Source organism: Micromonospora sp. AMSO12t (assembly GCF_008806585.1).
Taxonomy (GTDB): domain Bacteria; phylum Actinomycetota; class Actinomycetes; order Mycobacteriales; family Micromonosporaceae; genus Micromonospora; species Micromonospora reichwaldensis.
On the sequence record NZ_WAAS01000080.1, the window covers coordinates 1 to 25844 of the forward strand.

General features: G+C 74.6%; 28 protein-coding genes and 2 pseudogenes. 20 read left to right on the top strand and 10 right to left on the bottom strand.

The features are described from left to right. The first annotated feature begins 213 nt into the window (after positions 1 to 213). The 3 genes and pseudogenes from F6X68_RS14545 (at position 214) to F6X68_RS14555 (ending at position 2733) form a co-directional block, all read left to right on the top strand. A complete protein-coding gene (locus F6X68_RS14545) occupies positions 214 to 807 on the top strand; it encodes a hypothetical protein (protein ID WP_151454785.1) in 594 nt (197 codons plus the stop codon). A 455-nt stretch (positions 808 to 1262) separates the two neighbouring features. Continuing rightward, positions 1263 to 2009: pseudogene (locus F6X68_RS14550) on the top strand (pirin family protein); the annotation flags it as partial. A gap of 58 nt (positions 2010 to 2067) precedes the next feature. Beyond that, positions 2068 to 2733, top strand: a complete 666-nt coding sequence (locus F6X68_RS14555) for a hypothetical protein (RefSeq protein WP_151454786.1) — start codon at positions 2068 to 2070, stop codon at positions 2731 to 2733. 257 nt (positions 2734 to 2990) lie between these two features. Here the strand turns inward: F6X68_RS14555 and F6X68_RS14560 are convergent, their stop codons facing one another. Both F6X68_RS14560 and F6X68_RS14565 read right to left on the bottom strand, forming a co-directional pair. Further along, a complete protein-coding gene (locus tag F6X68_RS14560; protein WP_225852208.1) occupies positions 2991 to 3644 on the bottom strand; it encodes a DUF1345 domain-containing protein in 654 nt (217 codons plus the stop codon). Positions 3645 to 3859: 215 nt separating this feature from the next. Then, positions 3860 to 4132: a DUF2795 domain-containing protein gene (locus tag F6X68_RS14565; protein WP_151454787.1), complete on the bottom strand. Its 273-nt coding sequence runs from the start codon at positions 4130 to 4132 to the stop codon at positions 3860 to 3862. A 154-nt stretch (positions 4133 to 4286) separates the two neighbouring features. Between F6X68_RS14565 and F6X68_RS14570 the strand changes: the two genes are divergently transcribed. Next, the gene (locus F6X68_RS14570; RefSeq protein ID WP_151454788.1) at positions 4287 to 4697 is read left to right on the top strand and encodes a DUF2267 domain-containing protein; all 411 of its coding nucleotides are present in this window, start codon (positions 4287 to 4289) and stop codon (positions 4695 to 4697) included. 85 nt (positions 4698 to 4782) lie between these two features. Here the strand turns inward: F6X68_RS14570 and F6X68_RS14575 are convergent, their stop codons facing one another. Beyond that, a complete protein-coding gene (locus F6X68_RS14575) occupies positions 4783 to 5949 on the bottom strand; it encodes a CaiB/BaiF CoA-transferase family protein (RefSeq protein WP_151454789.1) in 1167 nt (388 codons plus the stop codon). A 73-nt stretch (positions 5950 to 6022) separates the two neighbouring features. Here F6X68_RS14575 and F6X68_RS14580 point away from each other — a divergent pair, with 73 nt between their 5' ends. The 8 genes from F6X68_RS14580 to F6X68_RS14615 all read left to right on the top strand — a co-directional run bounded on the left by F6X68_RS14580 (position 6023) and on the right by F6X68_RS14615 (position 12183). After that, on the top strand, positions 6023 to 7201 hold the full coding sequence (locus F6X68_RS14580; protein ID WP_151454790.1) for a glycosyltransferase: 1179 nt from the start codon (positions 6023 to 6025) through the stop codon (positions 7199 to 7201). Continuing rightward, entirely contained in the window at positions 7194 to 8183 is a 990-nt protein-coding gene (locus F6X68_RS14585) for a glycosyltransferase family 9 protein (protein ID WP_151454791.1), read from the top strand. The genes F6X68_RS14580 and F6X68_RS14585 overlap by 8 nt, the downstream gene beginning before the upstream one ends. Before the next feature lie 225 nt (positions 8184 to 8408). Continuing rightward, entirely contained in the window at positions 8409 to 9428 is a 1020-nt protein-coding gene (locus F6X68_RS14590; protein ID WP_151454792.1) for a TerC/Alx family metal homeostasis membrane protein, read from the top strand. 79 nt (positions 9429 to 9507) lie between these two features. Beyond that, positions 9508 to 10098: a sulfite oxidase-like oxidoreductase gene (locus F6X68_RS14595; protein ID WP_225852209.1), complete on the top strand. Its 591-nt coding sequence runs from the start codon at positions 9508 to 9510 to the stop codon at positions 10096 to 10098. Beyond that, a complete protein-coding gene (locus F6X68_RS14600; RefSeq protein ID WP_151454794.1) occupies positions 10095 to 10829 on the top strand; it encodes a ferredoxin reductase in 735 nt (244 codons plus the stop codon). The genes F6X68_RS14595 and F6X68_RS14600 overlap by 4 nt, the downstream gene beginning before the upstream one ends. Before the next feature lie 20 nt (positions 10830 to 10849). Then, complete coding sequence (locus F6X68_RS14605; RefSeq protein WP_151454795.1) at positions 10850 to 11143, top strand: DUF6510 family protein; 294 nt, start codon at positions 10850 to 10852, stop codon at positions 11141 to 11143. A 53-nt stretch (positions 11144 to 11196) separates the two neighbouring features. Then, a complete protein-coding gene (locus tag F6X68_RS14610) occupies positions 11197 to 11589 on the top strand; it encodes a nuclear transport factor 2 family protein (protein WP_151454796.1) in 393 nt (130 codons plus the stop codon). Positions 11590 to 11649: 60 nt separating this feature from the next. Then, positions 11650 to 12183 (top strand): GNAT family N-acetyltransferase, encoded by a 534-nt coding sequence (locus tag F6X68_RS14615; protein ID WP_151454797.1) that lies wholly within the window; start codon positions 11650 to 11652, stop codon positions 12181 to 12183. A gap of 40 nt (positions 12184 to 12223) precedes the next feature. Here the strand turns inward: F6X68_RS14615 and F6X68_RS33520 are convergent, their stop codons facing one another. After that, positions 12224 to 12385 (bottom strand): hypothetical protein, encoded by a 162-nt coding sequence (locus tag F6X68_RS33520; RefSeq protein WP_165947859.1) that lies wholly within the window; start codon positions 12383 to 12385, stop codon positions 12224 to 12226. Between the two features lie 195 nt (positions 12386 to 12580). Beyond that, complete coding sequence (locus F6X68_RS14620) at positions 12581 to 13666, bottom strand: hypothetical protein (RefSeq protein WP_151454798.1); 1086 nt, start codon at positions 13664 to 13666, stop codon at positions 12581 to 12583. A gap of 232 nt (positions 13667 to 13898) precedes the next feature. On the opposite strand from F6X68_RS14620, the gene F6X68_RS14625 reads away from it, so the two are divergent. Both F6X68_RS14625 and F6X68_RS14630 read left to right on the top strand, forming a co-directional pair. Beyond that, positions 13899 to 16052: a glycogen debranching N-terminal domain-containing protein gene (locus F6X68_RS14625; RefSeq protein ID WP_151454799.1), complete on the top strand. Its 2154-nt coding sequence runs from the start codon at positions 13899 to 13901 to the stop codon at positions 16050 to 16052. A 51-nt stretch (positions 16053 to 16103) separates the two neighbouring features. Beyond that, on the top strand, positions 16104 to 17405 hold the full coding sequence (locus tag F6X68_RS14630) for an NAD(P)/FAD-dependent oxidoreductase (RefSeq protein WP_151454800.1): 1302 nt from the start codon (positions 16104 to 16106) through the stop codon (positions 17403 to 17405). Between the two features lie 60 nt (positions 17406 to 17465). On the opposite strand, the gene F6X68_RS14635 is transcribed toward F6X68_RS14630, so the two are convergent. Continuing rightward, positions 17466 to 18260 carry a spermidine synthase gene (locus F6X68_RS14635; RefSeq protein WP_151454801.1) on the bottom strand — a complete coding sequence of 265 codons (795 nt, stop codon included), beginning with the start codon at positions 18258 to 18260 and terminating at the stop codon, positions 17466 to 17468. 62 nt (positions 18261 to 18322) lie between these two features. Next, positions 18323 to 19303, bottom strand: coding sequence for a DUF2267 domain-containing protein (locus F6X68_RS14640; RefSeq protein WP_151454802.1), 981 nt, complete (start codon positions 19301 to 19303; stop codon positions 18323 to 18325). A 213-nt stretch (positions 19304 to 19516) separates the two neighbouring features. On the opposite strand from F6X68_RS14640, the gene F6X68_RS14645 reads away from it, so the two are divergent. Next, a complete protein-coding gene (locus tag F6X68_RS14645) occupies positions 19517 to 19831 on the top strand; it encodes a hypothetical protein (protein ID WP_151454803.1) in 315 nt (104 codons plus the stop codon). A 74-nt stretch (positions 19832 to 19905) separates the two neighbouring features. Here the strand turns inward: F6X68_RS14645 and F6X68_RS14650 are convergent, their stop codons facing one another. Both F6X68_RS14650 and F6X68_RS14655 read right to left on the bottom strand, forming a co-directional pair. Continuing rightward, positions 19906 to 20250 carry an STAS domain-containing protein gene (locus F6X68_RS14650; protein WP_151454804.1) on the bottom strand — a complete coding sequence of 115 codons (345 nt, stop codon included), beginning with the start codon at positions 20248 to 20250 and terminating at the stop codon, positions 19906 to 19908. A 57-nt stretch (positions 20251 to 20307) separates the two neighbouring features. After that, positions 20308 to 20649: an STAS domain-containing protein gene (locus F6X68_RS14655; protein WP_151454811.1), complete on the bottom strand. Its 342-nt coding sequence runs from the start codon at positions 20647 to 20649 to the stop codon at positions 20308 to 20310. 248 nt (positions 20650 to 20897) lie between these two features. Here F6X68_RS14655 and F6X68_RS14660 point away from each other — a divergent pair, with 248 nt between their 5' ends. From F6X68_RS14660 to F6X68_RS14680, 5 genes are all read left to right on the top strand, one after another. Next, the gene (locus F6X68_RS14660) at positions 20898 to 22658 is read left to right on the top strand and encodes a PP2C family protein-serine/threonine phosphatase (protein WP_151454805.1); all 1761 of its coding nucleotides are present in this window, start codon (positions 20898 to 20900) and stop codon (positions 22656 to 22658) included. Next, entirely contained in the window at positions 22655 to 23707 is a 1053-nt protein-coding gene (locus tag F6X68_RS14665) for a B12-binding domain-containing protein (protein WP_151454806.1), read from the top strand. Before F6X68_RS14660 ends, F6X68_RS14665 begins: the two co-directional genes overlap by 4 nt. An 85-nt stretch (positions 23708 to 23792) precedes the next feature. Further along, positions 23793 to 24140, top strand: a complete 348-nt coding sequence (locus F6X68_RS14670) for an STAS domain-containing protein (protein WP_151454807.1) — start codon at positions 23793 to 23795, stop codon at positions 24138 to 24140. Positions 24141 to 24210: 70 nt separating this feature from the next. Next, a complete protein-coding gene (locus F6X68_RS14675; protein ID WP_151454808.1) occupies positions 24211 to 24657 on the top strand; it encodes a response regulator in 447 nt (148 codons plus the stop codon). Positions 24658 to 24817: 160 nt separating this feature from the next. Then, a complete protein-coding gene (locus F6X68_RS14680; protein WP_151454809.1) occupies positions 24818 to 25366 on the top strand; it encodes an ATPase in 549 nt (182 codons plus the stop codon). Between the two features lie 40 nt (positions 25367 to 25406). Here the strand turns inward: F6X68_RS14680 and F6X68_RS14685 are convergent. Next, positions 25407 to 25844: pseudogene (locus tag F6X68_RS14685) on the bottom strand (hypothetical protein); the annotation flags it as partial.

The following is a 25844-nucleotide window of genomic DNA, read 5'->3' on the forward strand; positions in this document are numbered from 1 at the left end:
CGCACGACAGCCAGCCCCCCTCCGGCCCGCACGGGTCGGACATCCGGCCGGCACGGCCGATCTGATCTTTCCTCCGGCTGACTGTCGGAGATTCTCTCCAGGTTTCGCTGGAGATCCCCGTGAGTTCGTATGAGCGCCGACGGTGCTTGCGCCCGCGTGAAGCCGATCCCCCTTTCGGTGTGTGGGTGCCAACCCCCGAATGGAGCGTTTCTGATGAACACGATCATTCGTAAGAGCGTTCTTGGTGTTGCTGGTCTCGCGTTCGCCGGTGGCGTGTTCGCCGGTCCTGCGACCGCGCAGGCGGTCCCGTCGGTGGAGTCGACGCCGGTGGCGGTGGCCGTGCAGGCCGACAAGCGGTCGGTCGACAAGGCGAAGCTGATCCCGCACGGTGTGCAGGGCGCGCAGTCGCGTATCGACCTGTCCGACGAGCAGGTGGCGAACGTGAAGGCGATCGTCGCGGCGACGAAGAAGGCCGGCATGGACGAGCGCGCCGCGGTGGTGTCGATCGCCACCGCGCTGCAGGAGTCGAAGTTGGAGAACCTGGGTCATCTGGGTGACCGCAACGACCACGACTCGCAGGGCCTGTTCCAGCAGCGCCCGTCCTCGGGTTGGGGCACGGTCGAGCAGATCACCGACCCCGAGTACTCCACCACCGCGTTCCTGAAGGGCCTCAAGCAGGTCGACGGGTGGCAGGACATGCCGCTGACGAAGGCCGCGCAGACGGTGCAGGTGTCGGCGTACCCGGACCACTACGCCCAGTGGGAGCAGCAGGCCGCTGACCTGGTGGCCGAGCACTGGAACAGCTGACAGCAGTAGCCGAATCGCCGCTGGCCGGCACCCCAACCGGGGTGCCGGCCAGACGCATGTCCCCAGATCCCCCGGGCCTCACCCGCCAGATCCCCCGGGCCTCACCCGCCGGAGCCCGCCGGGCCTCACCCGCCGGAGCCCGCCGGGCGGCGCCCGCCGGAGCCCTCGGGCCTCACCCACCAGCCCCGGGCCTCACCCACCGGAGTTCGCCCAGGCGACGCCCACGGAGTTCCGGACATCGCCTACCACGGCGTTCGCCACGCGACGCCCACTGGGGAGTTCGCCGGGCGACGCCAACCGGAAGCCCCGGGCCCCACCCGAGTTCGCCAGGGCGACGCCCACCGGAGTTTCGGGCGTCGCGAACCGGAAGCGCCCCGACCGAGCCGGAGGTCGGAGCCGGCTGAGCGGTGGGGAGGCCGACGGGTTCGTGGCCTGTCCGGGCGTACAGTCGGGCGGTGGAGCGTACCGAGAAGATGCCTGCGGAGACCCGACCACCTGGCGTGGCGACCGTCGATCCCGGCAGCGTTCTGCTGCCGGGCCACGACGTGCCGCTGGGGCGCTACACGACCGTTCGACGGCTGCTACCGCAGCGGCAGCGGCGGATGATCGGCGCCTGGTGCTTCGTGGACCACTTCGGCCCGGACGACGTGGCCGAGCGGCCCGGCATGGAGGTGCCGCCGCATCCGCACACCGGCCTGCAGACCGTGACCTGGCTGCTCGACGGGGAGATCCTGCACCGCGACAGCCTGGGTAACGTCCAACCGATCCGCCCCGGCCAGCTCAACGTGATGACCTCGGGGCACGGCATCGCGCATTCGGAGCGGTCGCCCGAGCGGCATCCGCCGCTGATGCACGGTGTGCAGCTCTGGGTGGCGCTGCCGGACCCGGCCCGCGCCGGGGCCGCCGACTTCGCCCACCACGCCGACCTGCCGCGCTGGCGCGACGGTGAACTGGACGTCACCCTGCTGGTCGGCGAGCTCGCGGGCGAGCGGTCCCCGGCCCTGACGTACACCCCGCTGCTGGGCGCCCAGGTGGAGCTGCACGGATCCGCGCCGGCCACGCTGCCGCTGCGGCCCGACTTCGAGTACGGGCTGCTGGCCATGTCCGGCACCGCCGAGGTCGACGGGGTGCCGTTGACCCCGGGGGCGCTGCTCTACCTGGGTACCGGTCGGGAACGGCTCACCCTGACGGGCGCGCCGGGGCGGGCTGCACGGCTGAGGCAGGCAGGCGTGGCCGGGCGCGGCGCGGGTAGTCGCCGGCATGCCGACCACATCCACTACCCGTGTCGAGGACAGGAAACGCCTGGTACGCCGGCTCGCCGGCAGTGGGCGCGGCTTCGCCGAGCAGTACGGCTTCCGGGTCGTCAACAACCCGTCGAGCCTGTTCCAGGTGCTCTGTCTCGCCGTGCTGCTGGCCCGCCGGGGTGACTTCCGGCGGGCCGTGGACAGCGCGCACGCCCTGCCCGCCGCGGGCTGGGACAGTGCCGCCCGACTGGCCCGGTCCCTGCACGGCGACCGGGTACGCGTGCTTCGCGACAGCGGCCAGCGCGGTGACGTCGACGCGCTCGCTGACACGCTCGGCGATCTGGCGCGCGCCGTGGTGGAGCGCTACCGGGGCGACCTGCGCCGCCTGCGCGCGGTGGCCCACCACGACCCGGCCCGGGAGCGGGAACTGCTCACCGAACTGCCCGGGGTGGACGCCACGGTGGTCGACCTGTTCCTGCGCGAGGCCCAGGCGCTGTGGCGTGAGGTGGCGCCGGTGGCCGACCGGAGGGCGCTCGTCGCGGCCCGCCGGCTGGGGCTGGGCCGCTCCGCCGACGACCTGGCGGGCCTGGCCGGCAGCGGGGAGTCCGAGCGCCTGGCCTGGCTGGTCGGGGCGTTGGCCCGGGTGGACCTGGAGAAGCGGTACGCGGAATTGGCCGCCTGACGCGGTGGTGGGCTGGCCCACACTTCCTTCGTAATCGTCCGAACGGGTGATGTTTCATCGTATGATGGTCGCGGCACTGATGCCCGCCCGGTTCGGGCGTGCATCGACCGCCTGGTGGTCGCGGCCCGGTTCGGGCCCGACCGGCCACCGGACAGGTTCTGTGTGGCGCCCCGGTCGCGGTTCGCGACGGGGGCGCCCGCCTGTCCGGCAACTCCCGCCCTCCGCCGGGCATCGGCCCACTCCACGCGGATGCCGGCTCATCTCGCCAGGCCGGCCAGCAGGTTCACCGTGACCGCGATGATGAACGCCCCGAACAGGTACGACACCATCGAGTGTCGCAGGACCGTCCGGCGCATCTCGTTGCTGGTCAGAGCTGTGTCGGAGACCTGGAAGGTCATTCCGACGGTGAACGCCAGGTAGGCGAAGTCCGAGTAGCGGGGCGGCTCCGACTGGTTGAAGTCGATCCCACCGTCGGGCCCCGTGTAGTAGATCCGCGCGTACCGGGCGGCGAACACCGTGTGCACCACCAGCCAGGACAGCAGTACGCTCAGCACGGCCAGCCCGCCGTAGACGTCGCGGGCGGGCGTGGCGGGCGCCCCGTGCGCGCTGGTCACCACGACGCCGACGGCCAGCAGGCTGGCCAGGCAGGCGGCGAGCAGCAGCGCGTCACGCGCCGCCCGGTTCGGGTCCTCGTGCACGGCCAGTCGGGCCGTCCCCCGCGCGTCCATCGGCCACAGCCGGTGCCAGACCAGCACCAGCCAGCTCAACGCCGCGGCGTCCCAGCCGGCCAGCGGCGCCAGCGCCGGCGTGACGGCCAGCGCGGTGAGCCCGCCGGCCACCAGGCCGATCGCGCCCATCACGGTGAGCTGGAGCGCGGCCGGGGTGTGCCCGACCGGCCCGCGCGTCGTCATCCGTCACCGGCACGGGCCCGCTGGGCGCGGGCGCCATGCTCCGGCCCGAACGTGCCCAGTGTGGACGTGCCCGGCGTGCCCGGCCCGGGCGTGCCCGGCCCAACCGTGCTCGACCTGGACGTGCCCAGTGTGGACGTGCCCGGTGCGCCCGGCGTGGACGTGCCCGGCTCGGACGTGCCCGGCCCGGGCGCGTCGTCGGCCCGCGACAGCAAGGGTCAGATGCCGCGCAGGTGCTGCGACACACGCTGGTGCCGCTTGTCCCGGGCCTGCGCCGCCCGCTGCGCGGAGCTCACCTCCGGGGCCGCCTCGATGCCCGCGGAACGGGCCACCTCGTTGCCGTTGGCGTAGTCGACCGGCGGCAGGGCCCGCAACGCGCGCAGCACGTCCGGCGGGGCGCCCTCCCGTTCGGCCTCGCGTACCACGTCGTCCTTCTCGGCCGGGTAGTCCAGGCTCGACAGGTACTGCAGCACGTCGGCGTAACTCGCCATGGTGTCGGCTCCTCCGGGGCATCGATCCGGTCACGACCGGCGGCGGTTACCCGCCCGGCGGGCCGTCACGCGCCGCGCCGCGCGGAAATCCCCGTCGTTTCCCGGCCGCGCCGGCGGGTACGCGCAGGCCCCGACGCAGCCTGAAGGAGCCCGGATGAACTACGACACCTTCGTCGACCAGGTCGCCCAGCGCACCCGTACCTCCTCGGAGCAGGCGGTGACGCTGACCCGGGCGACGCTGGAGACCCTCGCCGAGCGGCTGACCGGCGGGGAGGTGCTGGACCTGGCGGCCCAGCTGCCCAAGCCGTTGCAGCTCGTGTTGAAGCCGAGGCCGGGTACCGAGTCGGCGGAGCGGTTCGGCGCGGCCGAGTTCGTCGCCCGCGTCGCCGTACGGGCCGGGGTGACCGAGCCGGCGGCGCGCGACGCCGCCCGGGCGGTCTTCGTCACCCTGCGCGAGGCGATCAGCGGCGGCGAGTTCGACGACGTGGTGATGCAGCTCCCGCGCGACTTCCGGGACATGGTCGAGCCCGCGATGGCGCCGGGCGCCACCCTGCGTCGCCCCTGACCCTGCCGCCCGCCCGGCGACGCCGGCCGGACTTCCACCCGGTGCTGCCGGCGCACGGTGCCGCCCGCCGCGGTGGTGCGCCGCCTCAGGCGACGGCGCCGGCGGCGCGCAGGGCGGCGACCCGCTCCGGGGCGAAGCCCGCCCCGGCCAGCAGTTCGTCGGTGTGCTCGCCCGGCTGGGGCGGGGGGCGGCGCAGCGCGGTGGGAGTGCCCGAGAAGCGGGGCGCCGGCGCCGGCTGGGTGACCCCGTCCCGCTGGACGAAGGTGCCCCGCGCGGCCAGGTGCGGGTGCTCCGGCGCCTCCCGCCAGTCCAGCACCGGCGCCACGCAGGCGTCCGAGGAGCCCAGCAGCGCCGTCCACTCGTCCCTGGTCCGGGTGCGGAACACCCGCGCCCACGACCGGCGCAGCGCCGGCCAGTTCGCCGGGTCGGTGCGGTCCAGCGCCTCGTCCGGGGCCAGCGGGAAGCCGGTGCGCCGGACGAGCTCGTCGTAGAACCGTGGCTCCAGTGCGCCGACCGCCAGATGCCGGCCGTCGGCGCACTCGTAGGTGTCGTAGAAGGGAGCGCCGCCGTCGAGCAGGTTCACCCCGCGCGCGTCCTGCCACATGCCGAGCCGGCGCAGCGCGTGGATCTGGGTGCTGAGCACCGCCACGCCGTCGACGATGGCCGCGTCGACCACCTGGCCCCGCGCGCCGCCGCGCACCGCGTACAGGGCGGAGACCAGGCCGAGGGCGAGCATCATCCCGCCGCCGCCGAAGTCGCCGAGCAGGTTCAACGGCGGCACCGGGCGCTCGCCGGCCCGGCCGATCCCGTGCAGGGCGCCCGTCAACGCGAGGTAGTCGATGTCGTGCCCCGCGTACGGCGCCGCCGGGCCGTCCTGTCCCCAGCCGGTCATCCGGCCGTAGACCAGCCGGGGATTCGCCGCGAGGCAGTCCGCCGGGCCAACCCCGAGGCGCTCGGTGACCCCCGGGCGGAACCCCTCGATGAGCGCGTCGGCGTCGGCGACCAGGGCCAGCACCACCTCCCGCCCGCCGGGGGACTTCAGGTCGACCCCGATCGAGCGGCGTCCCCGGTTGAGCAGGTCCGGGTGCGGGGTGCCGAAGGCGTCCGGGTCGACGTCCGTGGCCCGGTCCACCCGGACCACGTCCGCGCCCAGGTCGGCCAGCATCATCGCGGCGAACGGGCCGGGACCGATGCCGGCCAGCTCGATCACCCGTACGCCGGCCAGCGGGCCGGCCGGGACGTCCTCGGTCATCGGCACACCATAGGCGAGGCGCGTTTGCGTCGTAAGGGGCCGGGAACCCGCCCGCCGAGAAGCGGGAGGTGGCGTGGTCGACGACCGGATCAGGGTGGCCATGCTGCACGGTCCCGGTCGGCCCGACGCCGACGGCGTCAGCGACTACGTGACGCACCTGGTCGAGGCGCTCGACGGCGTCGGTGTCGAGGTGACCCCGGTGCCGGTGCGCCCCGACGCCGACCGGGAACGCTGGCGGGCCGCCACCGCCCGGGCCGCCCGCCGGGTCCGCGAGCTGGCCCCCGACGTGGTGCACGTGCAGTTCGCCCCGTCGGCGTACCGGTTCTCGGGTCAGCCTGGACTGCTGCCGTGGCGGCTGCCCCGGCGGGCGCCGCTGGTCACCACCCTGCACGAGTACGGCTGGTGGGCCTGCCCCGGCTGGCTGCCGACCCGGCTCTGGTCGGCGCTGGAGCGGGCCCGCTGCTGGGACCGGGAGTCCGGCCGACTGGTGCCGGCCAGCGCGGCCGTGATCGTCACGAATCCCGGCCACGGCGACGTGGTCCACGCGCGTACCGGCCGGCGGGCCACGCACATCCCGATCGCGCCGAACGTCGTCGACCGCGTCGGCGCGTCCACCGCGGGGCTGCGCCTGCGGGCGGAGCTGGGCCTGCCGGAGGGCGCGCCGCTGCTGGCCTTCTTCGGTTTCGTGCACCCGGTGAAGGGACTGCGGTACCTGATCGAGGCGCTGCCGGAGCTGCGTCGCGACCATCCGGACCTGCGGCTGCTGGTGGTCGGCGGGTTCACCTCGCAGGCGCTGCCCGAGCGGGAGGCGCGCGCGTTCCGCGCCGAGCTGACCGGGCTGGCCCACCGATGCGGGGTGGTCGACGCGGTGACGTTCACCGGGCACCTGCCCGCCGACCGGGTCTCCGCCGCGCTGCACGCCGCCGACGTGGCGGTGCTGCCGTTCACCACGGGGGTGAGCACGAAGAGCGGCGCCCTGCTCGCCGCGCTCGCGCACGGCGTGCCGACCGCGGTGACGCAGTCAGACGCAGGCGACGACGGGCCGCACCGCAGCGGCGCGGTGGCGGTGATCGGCGCGCGCCGGGACAGTGCCGCGATCGCGCGTACCGTCGGCAGGCTGCTCGCCGATCCGGTGCTGCGCCGCCGGCTCGCCGAGCGCGGGCGGGCCTTCGCCGCCGCGTACTCCTGGCCGAGGGTGGCCGCCGCGCACCGTGACCTCTACGCGCGGACCCTGGGGCGCGCGGATGTCTGACCGGTACGCGGACATCCTGGTCGTCGACCTGCTCGGCGGGATCGGCGACCTGCTGATGCTGCTGCCGGCGGTGCACGGCCTGGCCCGCCGCAATCCCGGCGCGCGGCTGCGGCTGCTCACCCACGAGCCCGGGGCGGACCTGGTGCGCGCCGACCCGGCGGTCGCGGAGGTGCGCACCCCCCGGCACGGCCGGCCGGGCGCCGAGCGGGAGGCGGTCGTCGAGGCGCTCGCGGCCTGCCGGCCGGACCTGGCGGTCGCCACCACCCGCTACGACGGCATCCCCGACCTGCTCGAGGCGGGCGCCGGGCGGGCCGTGACGAACCTGTGGCGCGCTCCGCCGCCGGAGCAGCCGGTCGGCGACCGCTACCTGGAGATCCTCTGCGCCGAAGGGCTGCTCGGCGCGGCCGACCGGGCGGCCCGGCCCCGGGTCCACCTGGGCGACGAGGCCCGGCGCGCGGGGGAGCGGGCCGTGGCCCGGCTGGTGGGGGAGCCCCTCGCGCCGCCGGTGGTGCTCGTCACCGACGCCGGGATGGCGGTCAAGCGCTGGCCGGACCGGCGCTGGCGGGGGCTGGCCCGCGCCCTGACCCGGCGCGGACACCCGGTGCTCACCGTCGGCCCAGTCGACCCCGTCGCGCCGGTCGGGGTGCCGCTGCCCCGAGCCGACCTGCCCACCCTCGCCGGGCAGCTCGCGGCCGTGGGTCGGCGCGGCGGGGTGGTGGTCGGGCCGGACACCGGGCCGGTGCGTCTCGCCGCCGCGACCGGCGCCGCGACGGTGGCGCTGTTCGGCCCCACCGACGCCCGGCGGTACGGGATGGGCGGCACCGACCTGCAGGGCCTGCCCGGCTGCGGGTACCGGCGCCCCACCGCCATCACCGAACAGCCCTGCTGGTGGGACGCGCGCTGCCCGCTCGACGCGGCCGGCCCGGCGTGCATGGCCGACCTCGACGTGGCGGCCGTGCTCGCCGCCGTCACCGCCCGCTGAGCTGGGACGAAAGCCCCTCGAGGCCCCAGATCACGCCTTGCGCGCGTGATCTGGCGTGCCGCGTTTGCCGAGCCCACGGGCCTGCCCTAACCTTGTCGCGACGAGGGGAGTACTTCCCACGAGCCATCCCGGTCAGTACGGCGTGCCCGGAGCACGCCTCGGGTGGCTGCCCACGAAAGTGGGTGAAGGAGACCTCGAACATGACAGGGTGTTCGAGGAGGCTCCATGTCCGATTTGCCATATCTTGCTGCCACCGATCTCCAGTCGGTGGGCACCCCCACGCTGTGGGGCGTCACCATCGCCGCCGTGATCGCACTGCTGGTGCTGGACTTCCTGGTCACCCGGAAGCCGCACGAGGTGTCGATGCGGGAGGCGCTGGGCTGGTCCGCCTTCTACATCGCCCTGCCGCTGGCCTTCGGCGCCTGGATCTGGGCCCGCTTCGGCTCCAACCAGGGCGTGGAGTACCTCACCGGTTACCTGGTGGAGAAGTCCCTCTCGGTCGACAACCTGTTCGTCTTCATGCTGCTGCTGGCCGCGTTCGCGGTGCCGGCCGAGCTGGCCCAGCGGGCCCTGCTCTACGGCATCACCGGCGCGCTCCTGCTGCGCGCGGTGTTCATCGCCATCGGCGCGGCGGCTCTGCAGACCCTGGACTTCGCCTTCCTGCTCTTCGCGATCATCCTGCTGCTCACGGCGGCGAAGCTGCTGCGCGACGCCGTCACCGGGCACGAGCAGGAAGTCGACATCAGCAAGATGCGTTCGGTGCGGCTGCTGCGCAAGTTCATGCCGGTCACCGAGGACTACCACGGCCCGAAGATGGTCGTGCGCCTCTCCGGCCGGCGTACGCTCACCCCGTTCGCCCTCGTGGTGACGGCGCTGCTCGCCACGGACATCGTCTTCGCCGTCGACTCGGTGCCCGCCGTCTACGGCATCACCGAGGACCCGTACCTGGTCTTCGCGACCAACGCGTTCGCCCTGCTGGGGCTGCGGGCGCTCTACTTCGTGCTGCACGCCGCGCTCAGCCGGCTGGTGCACCTCAGCTACGGCCTGGCGATCATCCTGGCGTTCATCGGCGTCAAGCTCGGCCTGCACTGGGCGCACGGCATCTGGAAGGGTGTGCCGGAGATCCCGACCCTCGCCTCCCTGGGCGTCATCATCGGCGTCCTGGTGATCGTCACCCTCACCAGCCTGCGGGCCACCAGCAAGGCCGGCCGGGGCGAGAAGGAAATCGTGGTCGAACGGAACTGAGGCGTCACCCGTCGCGGTGCGGATCCGCCGACCGCGCCTCGCCACCCACCCCGGGTGGTACGACTGACGGGTGGGAATCGTGTCACCGGGCTTCCAGGGCCGGCCCCGCTCCGCGGAGCCGGCCCTGCCGCCGGGGCAGTACCTGACGCAGGACTTCCCGGTGCTCTCCGCCGGCCCGACGCCGAGGGTGCCGCTGGAGACCTGGGAGTTCGTCATCTCCACCGAGTCCGGCGCCGAGTTCCGCTGGAGCTGGGACGAGCTGATGGCGCTGCCGCAGGAGACCCCGGCGGTCGACATCCACTGCGTCACCCGCTGGTCGAAGCGGGACACCGACTGGCAGGGGGTCTCCCTCGACACCCTGCTGGAGGGCATCGACACCGACGCCCGCTACGCGCAGGCCCACTCGTACGGCGGCTACACCACGAACCTGCCGCTGGCCGACCTGCGCGGCGGGCGGGCCTGGATCGCGCACCGCTACGACGGCGGCCCGCTGCCGGCCGAGCACGGCGGCCCGGCCCGGCTGCTCGTGCCGCACCTGTACTTCTGGAAATCCGCCAAGTGGGTGCGCGGCATCCGGCTCACCACGGAGGACCAGCCCGGATTCTGGGAGACCGCCGGCTACCACGACTACGGGGACCCGTGGCGTGAGCAGCGGTACCAGGGCGATTGACCGCCCCGCTGCGCTGGCGGGTGGCCCGGCTGTGCGAGCGCCGGGTCGAGACGCCCACCGCGCACACACTGGTGCTGGAGGCGCCCGGCTGGCCGGGGCACCTGCCCGGGCAGCACGTCGACGTGCGGCTGACCGCCTCCGACGGCTACCAGGCGGCGCGGTCGTACTCGCTGGCCGGTCCGGCCGAGGCCGACCGGATCACGCTGACCGTGCAGCGGGTGCCCGACGGCGAGGTGTCGCCGTACCTGATCGACGTCTACGCCGAGGGCGACCCGGTGGAGGTGCGCGGCCCGGTCGGTGGCTGGTTCGTCTGGCGCCCGGAGGAGACCGCCCCGGTGCTGCTGGTGGCCGGCGGATCGGGCGTCGTGCCGCTGATGGCGATGGTGCGCGCCCGCCGCGCCGCCGGCAGCCGGGTGCCGTTCCGGCTGCTCTACTCGGTGCGCACCCCGGCCGACGTGTTCTACGCCGACGAGCTGCGCCGCAGGGTCCGGGACGACCTGGGCCTGGACGTCGCGTACGTGTACACCCGCGAGGCGCCGCAGGACTGGCGGGGCGAGCCGCACCGGATCGGGCTGGCCGACGTGAACAGCCACGGCTGGCCGCCCGAGTTGGAGCCGCTCTGCTACGTCTGCGGGCCGACCGGTTTCGTGGAGACGGTGGCGGACCTGCTCGTCGGGCTCGGCCACCAGAGCCGGCGGGTCAAGACCGAACGGTTCGGCCCCACCGGCTGAGCGTCGAGGAGGAACGCCCGATGACCGACACGTCGTACCTGGACGGCAACATGCTCGACGGCCCGCTGCGGGAGCTGTTCGCCGTCGACCTGAGCACCGCCGCCGGGCGGTGCGAGCACTGCCGCATGCTGGGCCCGTTGGCCGGCCTGCGGGTCTACCCGCACGCCCCCGGCCTCGTCGGCCGCTGCCCGAACTGCGCCGAGGTGATGCTGCGGCTGGTCCGCTCGCCCGGGCACGCCTGGCTGGACCTGCGCGGGGCCACCTTCCTGCGGGTGCCGATGCCGCCGGAGCACCCGTACCCGGGTCCGCTGTGACGGCGGGGGAGGGCGACGCGGCAGCGGCGGCCGGATCGGACGGGGGACCGGCGGTGGGCGAGGACCTGCGGGCGCGGTCGGCGTCGGAGGTGTTCGACGACCACCTGCGGCTGGCCGCCGAGCACCGCTTCGCCGAGGACCTGGCGCGCAACGTGTCGCCGTCGTGCGTGGTCCTGGAACGGCGCGGCGTGTTCCGGGGGCACGCGGGCGTCGGGGAGCTGGCGCGCCTGCTGGAGGAGGAGCTGCCCGGCGCCCGCTACGTGTACACGAACCGGATGGTCGAGGGCCGGGTGGCGTTCCTGGAGTGGACGGCGCGGATCGAGGGCGTACGGGTCTGCGACGGGGCGGACTCGTTCCTCATCGAAGAGGGCTGGATCGTCGCCCAGACCATCCACTACACGCTGGAGCGGGTTGACGACGGGGTGGACCAGCAGGCCGGTCCGTGAGGGCCGGGGCGCCCGCGACCCGCTGGACAAGGGCGGCGCGCACGGCGACAGTGGTCTGCCGTGAGGTATCTGCGTACATCGGGTCCGGCTGCCATCCGTCGGCCCCGGCCGGCCGACGAGGCCGAGTTCGTCGCGGCGGCCCGGCGCAGCCGTGACCTGCACCATCCCTGGCTCGCCGCCCCCGACGACCCGGCGCGGTACGCCGCGTACCTGCGCAAGATCCGCCGTCGGGACCACGCCGGGTACCTGATCTGCGACCGGGACAGCGGGGCGATCGCCGGCTACGTGAACATCAGCGGGATCCTCATGGGCGCGTTGCGCGGCGGCTACCTCGGCTACGCCGCCTTCCTGCCCCACAGCGGAACCGGACACGCCTCCGCCGGCATCGGCCTGGTGGTCCGGCACGCCTTCGACACGCTCGGCCTGCACCGATTGGAGGCGAACATCCAGCCGGGCAACGAGCCGTCCCGCCGGGTGGCCCGCAAGCTCGGTTTCCGGCTGGAGGGTTACTCGCCGGACTACCTGTTCATCGACGGGGCGTGGCGCGATCACGAACGGTGGGCGATCACCGCCCCGTGTCCCGCCGGCGAATAGGCCGGTGGCGACCCGTCACGACCGCCACCGGCCACCCGGGTCAGCGCCCGGGCCGGCGTGCCTCGGGCCGCTGGCCGTCGAGGCGCACGAACCGCCCCTGCTTGTGCTCGACGCGCCGGCGCTGCCGGGCCGTGAGCTGCGGGCGACCGCTCTGCCGCAGGTAGATCGGCTGCCGCCGGTCGTTCGACATCGGTGTGCTCATGGCGCTGTCCTCCCGTCGCTCGGTGGCGGTGGAGCACCACCGTGCCGCCGGGGCGGGTGAGGTGAACCCACCCGCCCCGGGTGATCCGGCGCGGCCCATTCGGCCACGGTCGCGTCGACGCGAAAGATCGCCGTGGTCGCGTCGGACGCGCGATGGCCGCGGTCGCGTCGGACGGCGGGAGGCGGCCGTGTCGCGTCAGACGCGGGAGGTGAAGGTCGCCAGGAACCGGTGCGGGGTGACCACCCCGGCGTTGTCGAAGCAGATCACGTCCACCTCGACGTCGAGCGCGGTCGACCAGGGCTGGGTCAGGTGGCAGTAGTTCGAACCGACCCCCTGCGCCACCACCTGGACGTGCGTCTCCGCGACTCCGAGCTGCGGGAACTTCGCCAGGTAGCGGCCGGCCGGGGCGATCGCCGCGACGGTGTTGGCGCCGACGCCGAGCACCGAGTTGTCGTTGGTCGGCCCGCCCACCGCGGTGCCCAGGTAGCCGAAGCGCGACGGCGGGGCGAGCGAGCCGATCACCGGCCGCCGACGGTGGTAGGACAGGGCGAAGTCGGTGGCCGCCGGCGCGCCCGCCTGGTCGAAGCAGGACACGTTCGCGGCCACGTCGACGCCTGAGAAGGACCAGCTGCCGATCTTGCAGCGGCGCGGTGCCGCGTTCGGCTGGACCGCGGTGACCTGCACGTCGCCGGCCAGCGCGCCGGCGAGCCCGACGCCCGGCAGCTTCACCGCCCACTGGCCGACGCCCAGTGGTCCGATGCCGTTCGCCGCCCCCGTCGAGTTGTACGACTGGACGAGCGCGCCGCCGGCCTGTTGGACGTACGCGTGGGCGGTGCCCGGCGGCAGCACGCCGCTGCTGGTGGTCCACAGGACGGTGAACGGGGTGTCGTCGCGGTCCCCGCCCGGCTTGTGGCACTGCACGTCGACGATCTGGTCGGGGCCGGAGGAGAACCAGCGGACGACCTCGCAGTAGTGGCCGGTGCGGTTGACCGGGGTCACGTGCGGCACCCCCCGGGCGCCGGCGCCGATCTGCGGGAAGCGCACCTGGAACCGGCCCGGGGCGAGCTTGCCCCCCTGCGCCCAGGCGGCGGGGAAGGCGGTCTTCCAACTGCCCCACTGCCGGGTGGTGTCGAGCACCGTCCAGGCCGGCACGGTCGGGTCCTTGACGTAGGCGAAGCCCCACAGGTCGGCGGTGGCCGCCACGGCCGGGCCGGCCGGCGCGAGTGCGCCGGCGGCCAGCACGGCGGCCAGCGCGGCGGCGGCGAGCGAACGGAGTCGCATCTTTCCTCCTGATGACGACGGTCGGGTCGGCAAGCAGCGTGCGCCGAGACCGGGGCCGTCACTGTCGGCAACCGCACAGTCGCGTGTCGTAAGTCCGCCGCTGTCGGCACCCGGCCTGGGGCCCGTCGGCCGAGGGCCGTGGTTCCGCACGGCGTCCCCCCGTGAACGGTTCCGCGCCGGTTCATCCGGAGCGGGTGATGACGGACAGTAGCGGTCTTCCTACGGTGGAGGCATGGCTGTCGTTCGTCCGACCCCCGCCGACCCCACACCCGGCCTGCGGGCCGCCGCCGGGCAGAGCGGCGACCAGCGGGCCATGCCGCCCGAGCTGGGCCCGGACTCCATCGCGGTGCTCAGCGGCCCGACCTTCATGTACTCCGACCCCTGCGGGGACGTGCCGCCGGGCAGCATCGGCGGTTTGGTGCACCTGGACACCCGGCTGCTCAGCGGCTGGGTGCTCACCGTCAACGGCGAGCAGCTGCTGGTGCTGCGCGCCGAGACCGTCGACCACTACTCGGCCCAGTACGTGCTGACCAACCCGGCCCAGTCCGGCCTGCCACCGGACAGCCTGGGCATGCGGCGGCTGCGGTACGTCGGCGACGGCTTCCACGAGCGGGTGGAGATGGTGTCCTTCCGGCCGGAACCGGTCCGGTTGGAGCTGCGGCTGGCCGTGGGCGTCGACTTCGCCGACCTGTTCGAGGTCAAGTCGGGGGTTCGGGACCGCTCCGCGGAGATCACCCGCAGCCACGCGCAGGACGGCTCGGAACTGTGCTTCACGTACGCCCGGGGAGATTTCGCCGCCGAGACCCGGGTCTGCTGCTCCCGGCCGGCGGACCGCGTCGAGGGCGACGACCTCGTCTGGGACATCACCCTGCACAGACGGGAGGAGTGGTACGTCGACCTGCACGTGCCGCTGCCACCGGGAATGGGGGTGGTGGAGCCGGTCCGGGGCGACATCGCCGACGTGTTCCACCGCCGCGCCGACGACCCGGTGCGCCGCTGGGCCCTCGGGCGGGCGGTGCTGCGCAGCGACAACCAGGCGCTGGCGCGGACGCTTGCGCAGACCCGCGACGACCTGGCGGCGCTGCGCCTCGACCTGGAGGTCAAGGGGCAGCGCATCATGCTCCCCGGCGCCGGCCTGCCCTGGTTCCTCTCCGTCTTCGGCCGCGACACCCTCATCACCGCGTACCAGACGCTGGTCGCGGGCCCGGCCCTGGCGAAGGGCGCGCTGCTCGCGCTGGCCCGGTTGCAGGGCGACACGTGCGACGACTTCACCGACGAGGAGCCCGGCAAGATCCTGCACGAGGTGCGCAGCGGCGAGCTGACCAGGACGGGAGTGAAGCCGTACGGGCCGTACTACGGCTCTGCCGACGCCACCCAGCTCTGGCTGGTCCTGCTGTCGGAGTACTGGCGGTGGACCGGCGACGACGAGACCGTGCGCTTCCTGCGTGACAACGCGCTCGCCGCGCTGCACTGGATCGACCGGTACGGCGACCGCGACGACGACGGATACGTCGAGTACGCGACGCGCTCCCCGGAAGGGCTGGGCAACCAGTGCTGGCGCGACTCCCCGGACGGCGTCTGCTTCGCCGACGGCCGCATCCCGGTGCTGCCGATCGCCACCAGCGACCTGCAGGGCTACACCTACGACGCGAAGCTGCGCCTGGCCGAGCTGGCCGACGGGCCGCTCGCCGACCCCGACCTGGCCCGCCGGCTGCGCGCCGACGCCGAGGCGCTGTACGAGCGCTTCAACCGCGACTTCTGGATCGACGCCCGGGGCGGCTTCTACGCGGTCGGGTTGGACGGCGACAAGAACCCGATCGACTCGAAGACCTCCAACATGGGGCACCTGCTGTGGAGCGGGATCGTGCCGCCGGAGCGGGCCGGCGCGGTGGTGCGGCAGCTGATGGGCGAGGACATGTTCTCCGGTTGGGGGATCCGCACGCTCTCCTGGGACGACCGGCTCTACAACGCCCTCGGCTACCACCTGGGCACCGTCTGGCCGCACGACAACTCGCTGGCGGCGCTCGGCATGGCCCGCTACGGCTACCGGGCGGAGGCGAACCGGGTGAGCCTCGCCCTGCTCGAGGCGGCCGAGCAGTTCGGTCACCGGCTGCCGGAGGCGATGAGCGGGTTCCCCCGGGAGCGGCTGCTCTTCGCGATCCCGTACCCGACCGCGTGCAGCCCGCAGGCGTGGGCGGCCGGCGCGCCGCTGGCCTTCGTCCGGGCGATGCTCAACCTGAACCCGGTGGATGGCCGGCTGGTCCTCGACCCCGACATCCCGCACGAGATCGGGCGGATCGCCGCCGAGCGGGTGCGGGCGTTCGGACGCTGCTGGGAGGTGGAGGCGGTCGGGCAGACCGGGCACGTCCGGCTGGCGGAGTGCTGAGTCGTCCGACCCGCCACGTTTGCCCCGCCCAGGGGTGGGAACGGGGCGGCAATGACGAAACCTCGTGTGGTGATCGTGGGGGCCGGGTTCGCCGGTTACCACGCGGCGAAGACGTTGAGCCGGCTGGCCCGGGGCCGGGCCGAGATCGTGGTGCTGAACTCCACCGACTACTTCCTCTACCTGCCGCTGCTGCCCGAGGTGGCCGCCGGCGTGGTCGAGCCCCGACGGATCTCCGTGCCGCTGACCGGGACGCTCGACGGGGTGCGGGTGCTCATCGGCGAGGCCGACCACGTGGACCTCCAGAACCGCTGGGTCGGCTTCACCCAGCCGGAGGGGGACCGCAACCGGATCGCGTACGACCGGCTGGTGCTGGCCGTCGGCAGCGTCAACAAGCTGCTGCCGATCCCCGGTGTGACCGAGTACGCCCACGGCTTCCGTGGCCTGCCCGAGGCCCTCTACCTGCACGACCACGTGATCCGGCAGATCGAGCTGGCCGAGCAGACCGACGACCCGGCCGAGCAGCAGGCGCGCGCCACGTTCGTGGTCGTCGGCGCCGGCTACACCGGGACCGAGGTGGCCGCGCACGGCCAACTCTTCACCGACGAGTTGGTCTCCCAGCGCCCCCGACTCAAGATCCGCCCGAAGTGGATGCTGCTCGACGTCGCGCCCCGGGTGCTGCCGGAGCTGGACCAGCGGATGTCGGAGACCGCCGACCGCGTGCTGCGCCGTCGGGGCGTGGACGTGCGGATGGGCACGTCGGTGGCTGTGGCGACCGCCGACGGGGTGACGCTCACCGACGGCGACTACGTGCCCACCTGCACCCTGGTCTGGTGCGTCGGCGTGCGTCCCGACCCGTTCGTCGCCGAGCTGGGACTGCGCACCGAGCGGGGCCGGCTGGTCGTCGACGAGTACCTCAGCGTCCCCGGCTTCCCGGAGGTGTACGCCTGCGGCGACGCGGCCGCCGTGCCGGACCTGGCCCGCCCGGGGCAGATCTGCACCATGACGGCGCAGCACGCGCAGCGGCAGGGCAAGCTGGCCGCGCACAACATCGCCGCCTCCTACGGGCAGGGGCGACGCAGGCCGTACAAGCACCACGACCTGGGCTGGGTGGTCGACCTGGGCGGCAAGGACGCGGCGGCGAACCCGTTGAAGGTGTCGCTGTCCGGGCTGCCCGCCAAGGCGGTCACCCGCGGCTACCACCTGCTGGCGATGCCGGGCAACCGGATCCGGGTGGGCGCCGACTGGATGCTCGACGCCGCGCTGCCGCGCCCGGCCGTGCAGCTCGGCCTGGTCCCGGCCAACGCCGTGCCGCTGGAGAGCTCCTCGCCTGAGGTGGCCGTCCGGGCGCGCTGACCGCCGCCCGGTGCGCTCGCGGCCGACCGCCGACAGGTTCCGCTCCCTGGGCGGGTCGCCTCAGCGCGGGGCGAGGGCGGCGTCCGTGGCGGGACGGGCGCCGGCGACGAACGCGTCCAGGGTCGCCCCGTGCAGCACCCCGCCGGGCACCGGATCCCGTGCGGCCCGGGCGGACAGCCGGGCCACCGGCAGCCGCCCGGGGCGCAGCGCGGCGGCGAACACCAGGTTGCCGTACCGCCGCCCGCGCAGCATCCGGCGGTCGGCGACCAGGCAGACGTCGGCGAAGACCGCCCGCAGGGTGGCCGCCTGGACCCGGGCGAAGACCAGCGGCGGCAGGTCGGTCACGTTGACCAGGAGTACGCCGTCGGGGCGCAGCGTCCGGGCCACCTCGGTGACGAACTCGACGCTGCGCACGTGGGCGGGCATCCGCGCCGCCCGGTAGATGTCAGCGAGCACCAGGTCGTAGCCGGCCGCGGGCGCCCGGGTCACCGCGTCCCGGGCGTCGGCCACCCGCACGTCGACGCCGACGGGTGGCGCGGGCAGTTCCCGCGCCACCAGGTCGACCACGGCCGGATCGCGTTCCACGACCAGTTGCGGCGAGCCGGGCCGGGTGGCGGCCACGTAGCGGGGCAGGGTCAGCGCGCCGCCGCCCAGGTGCAGCACGGCCAGCGGCCGGCCGGGCGGCGCCGCCAGGTCGGCCACGGCGGCCATCCGCCGTACGTACTCGAAGTGCAGGTGCCGGGGATCGGCCACGTCCACGTAGGACTGCTCCACGCCGGCGGCGAGGAGCGTACGCCCGGTGGGGCGGGCCGGGTCGACGACCAGCTCCAGCCGGGGCGCGTCGGAGGGGTCCACCCCGGCAGGCTAGCCGAGCCGGGGCGGGCCGGCGGGTGGACGTCCGCCGGCCCGTACGCCGGTCAGCCGGTCGCCATCCCGGCGCCCGCCTCGTCGATCGCGTCGTCGATGGCGTGGGCGAGGTCCACGTCCATCGCGGTCACCGCGCCGGCCTGCCGGGACCGTACGGTCAGTACGGCGGTGCCCGGGTCGGGGCGACCGATGCGCGGGCCGCGACCGGTCTCCTGGCGCAGCCGGTCGATCCGGTCCAGCACCCGGTCCAGGTTGTCCGCCGGCAGCTCCAGCGTGCGGGACAGCGCCTCGCCGTCGCCGGACCAGTAGGGCAGCGCGCCGAGTGCCTCCCGCAGGTCGGTGTCGCTCAGCGGGGGCGTCGCGCTGACCGCGCCGACCACCCCGCCACCGACGGACGGCGGCTCCAGCAGGTCACGCAGGCCGTCCGGCACGTGCAGCGACTCGATCAGGTCGCCGTCGTGGTCGGCCAGCGCCGCCACGGTCGCCTCCGCCTGGTAACGGGCCTGCTCCGGGGTACGGCCGCTGATCCGGCCCACCTCGGCCAGGAAGCCGGGCAGGTCCGGGCGTCGCCTGATGCCGTCCACGGGAAGGACGTCGTGCAGCTTCGTCGGCACCGCTGCCAGCAGCCGCCGGCGTTCCGCCTCGCCGAGGGCGAAGGCCAGGACCAGCACGGTCGACTCGACGCCCACCTTGGCGGTCCGGAAGTCGGTACCGGTACGGCGGACGACGTCGTCGACCAGCGCGTGGTAGCCCAGCGGGGTCCCCTCCGGCGCACCCGAGCCCCGGTCGGGCAGGGGGCGGGGGGACTCCGGGACGCCCGCCGCCGGCGGCGCCGGCCCGCCCCGCGTGCTGTCCGGCTTGTGGCGGCTGCCGGCCGGCGGCGGACCGGCGCGCTTGCCCTGCTCCAGGTGGGTGAGCTGCTTGGAGGCGCTCAGGCTGGCCCCCGTCTCGCTGGCCTGCATGCCGCGCTCCCGGGCCTGGCGGGCCAGCGCGCGGCGACGTTGGTTGTCGCCCTCCATCTGCTTGCGCATGGTGACACCTCGCTTCTGCTGGTGTTTCCTCGCTTCCGCCGGTCGCCTTCCCGCCGGCGCCGGCACCGAAACGGACGCCGACGGCCGGGCCGGCGATGCCCGGATGGGCGGCGGGACAGCTTCATCCGGCGGGGGTGAGGGGCGGTCACCCGGCGGGAGCCGACGATCGCAGCGGACCGGAGAACTTCCGAGAACGCGGAAGGACAGGTCGTGATGAAGAGGATCGTCGAGATCGTTCCCGCCCGACCCGGCTGGTACGCCCGCTGGCGCCTCTCGCCCGAGGACACCCGCTGCTACCCCGTGAGCCTGTGGGCGCTGCTGGAGGAGGGCGACGGCTCGGGGCGTGAGGTGGTCGGGGTGGACTGCATCGGGCAGTGGCCCGGGGCGGACGACAACGAGGCGGGTGGGGTGTTCGTCCGCTATCTCTTCCAGACTCCCGATTCCGGGCCGCCGGAGGACGCCGAGCCGCCGACGACGGGCCAGCGGCGGACCACCGGACCCCGGCTGCAACCACTCACCGCACCCTGAGCCTCACTCCGGCCCCCGGCCCCTGGTCCCAGGGTCGGGGGCCACCCCTCGCCCCGCGCGGAGCCCGGCCGGCCTCAGCCCGCCCGGCGGGTGGCGCCGTCGGTGCCGTGTTCCACCGCGAGCAGCTCGGTCAGGCCGGTGCGGTCGAGCAACTGCTGGAGCTGGGAACCGACCCCGGTGAGCCGGACCGCGCCCGTGCCGTCGTGATGGGCGGTCAGGAACGCGCTGAGCCCGGACGAGTCGCACAGGCTGACCGCGCTCAGGTCGAACAGGAGCTCCTGGTAGCCGTCCCGGCGCAGCTCGGCGGTGGCGGCGACGAGCTCCGGGGCGGTGTCGAAGTCCAGCTCACCGGACAGCCGGAGCCGGGCGCGCCCGGCGTCGAGCCGGGTCACCTCGATGGTCAACAGCTGAGCGGCCATGCGCCCATGTTCCCAGTCGCGGGCCCGGGTGCAAAGCGGGGGGCCGGGCGGAGCGCGTCAGGCGGTGCCGGCGTCCTCCGCCGCCGCCAGGCTCTCGCCGAGCGGCCGGGCGAGCAGGCCCGCGACGCCGGTCAGGTCGAGGATCGTCGCCAGGAACCGGGGCACGGCGCGCAGCCGGAGGGCGGTGCCGCGCTGCTGCCCCTCGCGCCACGCGTGCACGATCACCCCCAGGCCGGTGCTGTCGATGAAGAGCAGGTCGGTGAAGTCGAGGACGAGGGCCGGCGGAGCGCCGGCGAGGATCCGGTCGACCTCGGCGCGCAGCGGCCCGGCGGTGGTGTAGGCGAGGTCGCCCCCGACCCGGACGAGCGGTGCGGCGGGATCAGACCGGTCGACGGTCATGCTCAACGGAGTCGCCTCGGGTTGGCTCCGACGGGACAGCACGATCACGCCCTTTCGCAGGCCGCCGAGGGGCGGGGATGCAGGGATCGTAACAACGCGTCGCAGGTCCCGCCGGGCACCGAGCGCCGGCCGCACGACGGGCGTCGGGTGGCGTTCGCGGCACACGGGCGTAGGGTGGGTGCGAGAGATCTGACCACCTGTGCTGCCTCCCGGTGGTGCGGGTTTCGACAAGGAGTGGGGCTCAGCCGGTGACTGCTGCGGACGTCCGGGACTCAGATCCCGGCGACGGGCGGGTCCCCACACCGAGTGCCGCACGGGCGACGGCGTGGTCCGCCGGCGCCCCGGCACGCCCGGCCTCCGCGCTCCCCGCCCTGGCGGCCGACCGGGAGCACGCGGCACCCGACTGGTCCGAGGTCGTCGAGCACTTCCGCGAGGGTCTCGTCGTCTGCGACGCGCGAGGCGTCGTCCGGCACGTCAGCCCGGTGGCCGAGCGGCTGCTGCCCGAGGTCACCCCGGGCGAGCTGCTCGCGGCGGCCAACCTTGCCGGGCTGACCGCCGACGGCGAGTTCACCCACCACGGCCGCCGGCTGCGCGCGCGCCGGGTGCCGCTGTCGGCCGCCCGCTGCTGCTGGTACGTCGAGGACGTCACCGAGAGCGTCACCCGCGCCGACGCCCTGCTCGCCGAGCGGGCCCGCTCGGCGTTCCTGGCGGTCGTCGGCGAGAAGCTCGGCAATCCCCTGCACCCGGACCGGGCCGCCGCGGCGGTGGTCCGCCTCGCCGTGCCGACGCTGGCCGAGGTGGCGGTGCTGGTGCTGGCACCCCGTTCCGGTCGGGCGCGCTGGTGGCGGGCCGCCCGCAGCGACGACGACGCCCCGGTGGTGGACAGCGGCATCCTGCCCGCCGTCGACCTGCCCGCGGCGATCACCGAGGGGCTGGACGGCGGGGAACCGCACACCCTCGACTGGCTGGCGGAGCAGGCCGCGGAGGCCGGCTGGCTGCCCGGGCTCACCGCGGCGGAGGCCTGCGTCCGGGTGGTGCCGCTGCCCGGTCGCGACGCCCCGGCCGGCGTGCTGCTGGTCGCGCGGCGCGTCGAGCGCTGGTACGACGAGGCCGACGTGGACCTGGCCCGTGCCTTCGCGGCCCGGGCGGGGGCCGCGCTGACCACGGCGCTGCTCTACCGCGACCAGGCCGAGGTCGCCGACACGCTCCAGGCGAGCCTGGTGCCGGTGGAGCCGGCCGAGGCGACCGGGGTGCAGTGGGGCACCGCCTACCGGCCGGCCCAGGCCGGGCTGCGCATCGGTGGCGACTTCTACGGCTCGCACCGGCTGGCCGACGGCGGCTCCGTGTTCTTCCTGGGCGACGTCTCCGGCAAGGGTGTCGAGGCGGCGGTCTTCACCGGCCAGCTGCGTCAGTGCCTCCAGGCGCTGCACCGGGTCGAGTCGCAGCCGGGGCGCCTGCTGAAGCTGCTCAACGACGCGCTGCTGGAGACCAGCCAGGCGCAGGGGCAGGGGCGTTTCGCGACGATGGTGCTGGGAGTGGTCCGCGCGCACCGCGAGGGCGGCCTGACCCTGACCCTGGCCGGCGGTGGTCATCTGCCGCCGCTGGTGCTGCGCGGCTCCGGCGAGGTCGAGCCGGTCCCGCTGTCGGGCATGCTGGTCGGCGTGGTGCCCGATCCCCGGATCGGGGAGGTGACCGTCCGGCTGGAGCCGGGCGAGACCTGCCTGCTCTACAGCGACGGGGTGACCGAGGCGCGCGGGGGCCGCCGCGGCAACGAGCAGTTCGGCACGGAGCGGCTGGTGCACGCGGTCACCGGCTGCCAGCGGATGCCCGCGCCCGCTCTGGCCGAGCGCGTCGAGCAGGTGACCTGCGACTGGTTGGCCCACGGCGACCACGACGACATCGCCGTGCTCGCGCTGCGCGCGACCGGTCCGGGCGGGCGTACGCCCAGGCACCTGCACGCGGTGCCCGACGCGAGCGGCACCGCCGAGACGAGGGGGACCCGACCGTGACCGCCGCCCCGACCGCCGACGCCACCCCGGCAGGCGTCTGGCCCGGATACCTGGACTGCCTCCAGGAGGCGGACGAGTACGCGGCCATCGAGGTGGCCACCGGCCTGCTCGAGGCCGGCGTGCCCGCCGAGCGCGTCCTGCTCGACCTGGTCGCCCCGGCACAGGCCGAGGTGGGGGAGCGGTGGGCGCGCAACGAGTGGAGCGTCGCCCAGGAGCACGCCGCGACGCACATCAGCGAGCGGGTGGTGGCGGCGGTGGCCGCGTACGCGAACCCGCGCCCGACGCGGGGCCGGGTGGTGGTGGCCTGCATGGACGGCGAGTGGCACGCCCTGCCGCCCCGGCTGGTCGCCGAGGTGCTGCGGCTGCGGGGCTGGCAGGTCACCTTCCTCGGCGCGAGCGTCCCCGCCCCGCACCTGGTGTCGTACCTGCACCGGCACGACGCCCACGCGGTCGCGTTGGCCTGTGCGCTGCCGATGCGCCTGCCGCACGCGCACCGCATGATCGAGGCGTGCCGGCGCGTGGACGTCCCCGTGGTGGTGGGGGGCCGGGGGTTCGGCGCGGACGGCCGCTGGGCCCGGCGGCTCGGCGTCGCCTGGGCGCCGGACGCCCCGACCGCCGCGAACCTGGTCGCCGACGAGCGCGCGCTGCGTCGCGTCCCGCCGGCGGAGTTGAGCCACCTGGCCGACGACGAGTACACCAGCCTGCTCAAGCGGCGCGGCGAGCTGATCGACGGCGCGCTGGCGGACCTGCGGGAACACGACCCGGGGACGCGTGACTACACGCCCAGCCAGCTGGACTCCACCGTCAGCGACCTGGGCTACATCGTGGACTTCCTGGCCGCCGCGCTCTACGTCGACGACGGCTCGCTGTTCACCGAGTTCGTCGACTGGCTGGTCGAGATCCTCACCAGTCGGGGTGTGCCGGCCCCCGCCCTGGGGTCGACTCTGGAACACTACGGGCGGGTCCTGCGCGACTTTCCCCGGGCCGCGCGGTTCCTCGGGGCGGCGCGGTCGTCCCTGGCCAGGGCGGGTGACTCCGGGGCGCGATGAGCGCCGGTGCGGCCGTGTCGGGTGCCCCTGCTTATACTTGCCACACTGCAAGCATCCGCCTGCGGTCAAGCGAGGGGGTCCAGGGGTGACGTTCACGGTCACGTACGCCGACCGCGACGGCGGGGCGGCACGCCTGCGGTTGGCCGGCGAACTCGACCTGAGCACCGCGCCCGAGCTCAACGCGGCCATCGACCGGCTGGTCGAGGCTGGCGAGCGCCGCCTGCTGGTGGACCTGACGGAGCTCACCTTCTGCGACTCCACGGGGATCGCCGCCTTCGTCCGGGGCGACAACCGGGTCGCCGCCGACGGCGGGTGGCTGCGGGTCACCGGCGCCACCGGCCGGGTCGACCGCGTGCTCCAGGTGACAGGGCTGGCCGAGGTGCTGAGACACGAGTCCGGCAGGGCCGACCCGACCGCGCGGTCCGCCGGCTGATGGGCTAGATTTCCCCGCCGGCACAGAGCGCCTCGCGATTCTCCGTTCCACCGACCCGAAGCAGGTAGTGATGGGTGCAGACACCCCGAGTCCGGTTCGCATCCTGGTGGTGGACGACGACCCGGGCGACGTGTTGATGATCGAGGAGGCCCTCGCGGACTCCGACGTCGAGAAGGTCATCGACGTCGTCAGCGACGGCCAGGAGGCGATGGAGTTCCTGCGCCGCGAGGGGCGGCACACCGACGCCCGGCGGCCGGACGTCATCCTGCTCGACCTGAACATGCCCCGGATGGACGGGCGTCAGGTGCTCGGCGAGGTCAAGGGCGACGAGGACCTGCGTACGATCCCGATCGTCGTGCTGACCACCTCCAACGCCGACACGGACATCGTGGGCAGCTACACGCTCCAGGCCAACGCCTACGTCACCAAGCCGATCGACCTGGACGACTTCAACGACGTGGTGCGCCGGATCGACGAGTTCTTCGGCCGGGTGGTCGTGCTCCCGAAGCGCTCCTGAGGCGCCCCCGGGCGGTCGGCCCCGCCGGGTCGCGGCGACGCGCCCGGCCTTGCGGGCGTCCGCATGGTGAACATTTTTCCCGAAGCCCCTCCGCTGCCGCCCCCAGCGCCGAGGATCCAGGGTGGGGAAGGAAACCACCGGCTGCCTGGGGGGCGACAGTATGAGGTTCTGCGTCGTGGAGACCGGCTACGACCAGCGGCAGGTCGATTCCTGCCTGGACGAGATCGGCGTCCGGCTGGCCCGGCTCGCCGCCCGGGCGGAGGGCGCCGCGAGGGCCGGTCGCGAGTGGGACGAGATCCGTGACGAGGCGACGGCGCTGCGCGGCCTGCTCGAACGGCTGGACCTCGGCGACGCGGACCCGGCCCGGCGCGGCGCCGACGACGCCGATCGCGAGGCGGTCGACCTGCTGACCCGGGCGCGGGTCGAGCTCGACGCGGCCCGGGAGGAGGCCCGGCAGGTGCGCGAGCGCGTCTACGCCGAGGCCGTGCAGGCCCGCCGGGACTTCGAGGAGGCGCTGTACGCCCGGCGCAGGCGCGAGGCCCGCGTGGACCGGATCCTCGACGGGCTGACCGTCGAACCGGTCCCGGCGGACACTCCGACCGCCGCGGCCGGGATGCCCGGCAGCGGGGTGCCGGCGACCAGGATCGCCGCCCGGGGCGGCGCGGACGCGTCCAGCGAGCCGCCGGGCGGCCGCGCCGGGATCCGCTGACCCTCGCCGGCCAGGGACCGGCGTGGCCAGCCGGCCGCCGTCAGGTCAGCGCGGCGACGACCGTGGTGGCCAGGCCCTCGTGCTGGGCGTACGCGTCGGGGAAGGCCGAGACCTGGACGGCCTGGGCGGCGCCGGCCACGCTCATCTGCTGCCAGCCCGGAACCTCCCGCAGCGCCTCGTAGAAGGCCCGCGCGGCGTACGACGGGCGCATCAGTTCGCGTACGGTGCCCCAGCCGCTGCTCGGGCGCTGCTGGAACAGGCCCACGGAGTCGTGGTCGGAGCCGCTGCCCTGGTGCGGGTACCGGCTGGACTCCGGAAGCACGTCGCTGGCGAGGTTGTAGAGCCGGCTCTCCTGCATCGCGGTCGCCACGGCCACCACCATGGCGCGGCGGGGCATCTTCAGCTCGGCGCCCACGTCGACGATGATCTTGGCGTTGTCCATCTGCGCCTGGGTGAGTCCGGCGACCGGGCGCGGGCG